The sequence below is a fragment of the Frankia sp. Hr75.2 genome (assembly GCF_949319125.1).
Lineage (GTDB): Bacteria > Actinomycetota > Actinomycetes > Frankiales > Frankiaceae > Parafrankia > Parafrankia soli.
In genome coordinates this window covers 1-453 of sequence record NZ_CASGGV010000236.1, presented here as the reverse complement: position 1 = coordinate 453, position 453 = coordinate 1, and the positions used below count along the sequence as shown (strand labels likewise).

The following is a 453-nucleotide window of genomic DNA, read 5'->3' as shown; positions in this document are numbered from 1 at the left end:
GTGGCCACCGGTTCCGGTTCCTCCTCCGTGACCGCGACACCAAGTTCACGGCTTCCTTCGACGCCGTCTTCACCGGAGCCGGCATCGACGTGGTACGCACACCCCCTCAAGCCCCGCAGGCGAACGCGATCGCGGAACGCCGGATCGGCCACCGCCCGCCGCGAATGCACCGACAGACTACTGATCCTCTCCGAACGGCACCTGACGTCAGGCCTCGACAGCTACGCGGAGCATTTCAACACCCACCGGCCCCACCGCTCCCTCCGCCAGCACCCACCCGACCCGCCACCCGTGGTCGCCCCGACGTCGGGTTCCACCGTCCGTCGCACACGCATCCTCGACGGCATGATCAACGAATATCGCAACGCCGCCTAATGGGAGCTACCGGGGAAAACCGCAGCAACCGCAAAAGGCCAGCTCACAGGCCAAATCTGGATTCTGGAGCCCCACAGG

At 66.2% G+C, this 453-nt stretch carries 1 pseudogene; it reads left to right on the top strand.

Going from position 1 to position 453, the window contains the following annotated elements:
• Positions 1-375, top strand: a pseudogene (locus AC559T_RS17135) (integrase core domain-containing protein); the annotation flags it as partial.
• Positions 376-453: the final 78 nt, after the last annotated feature.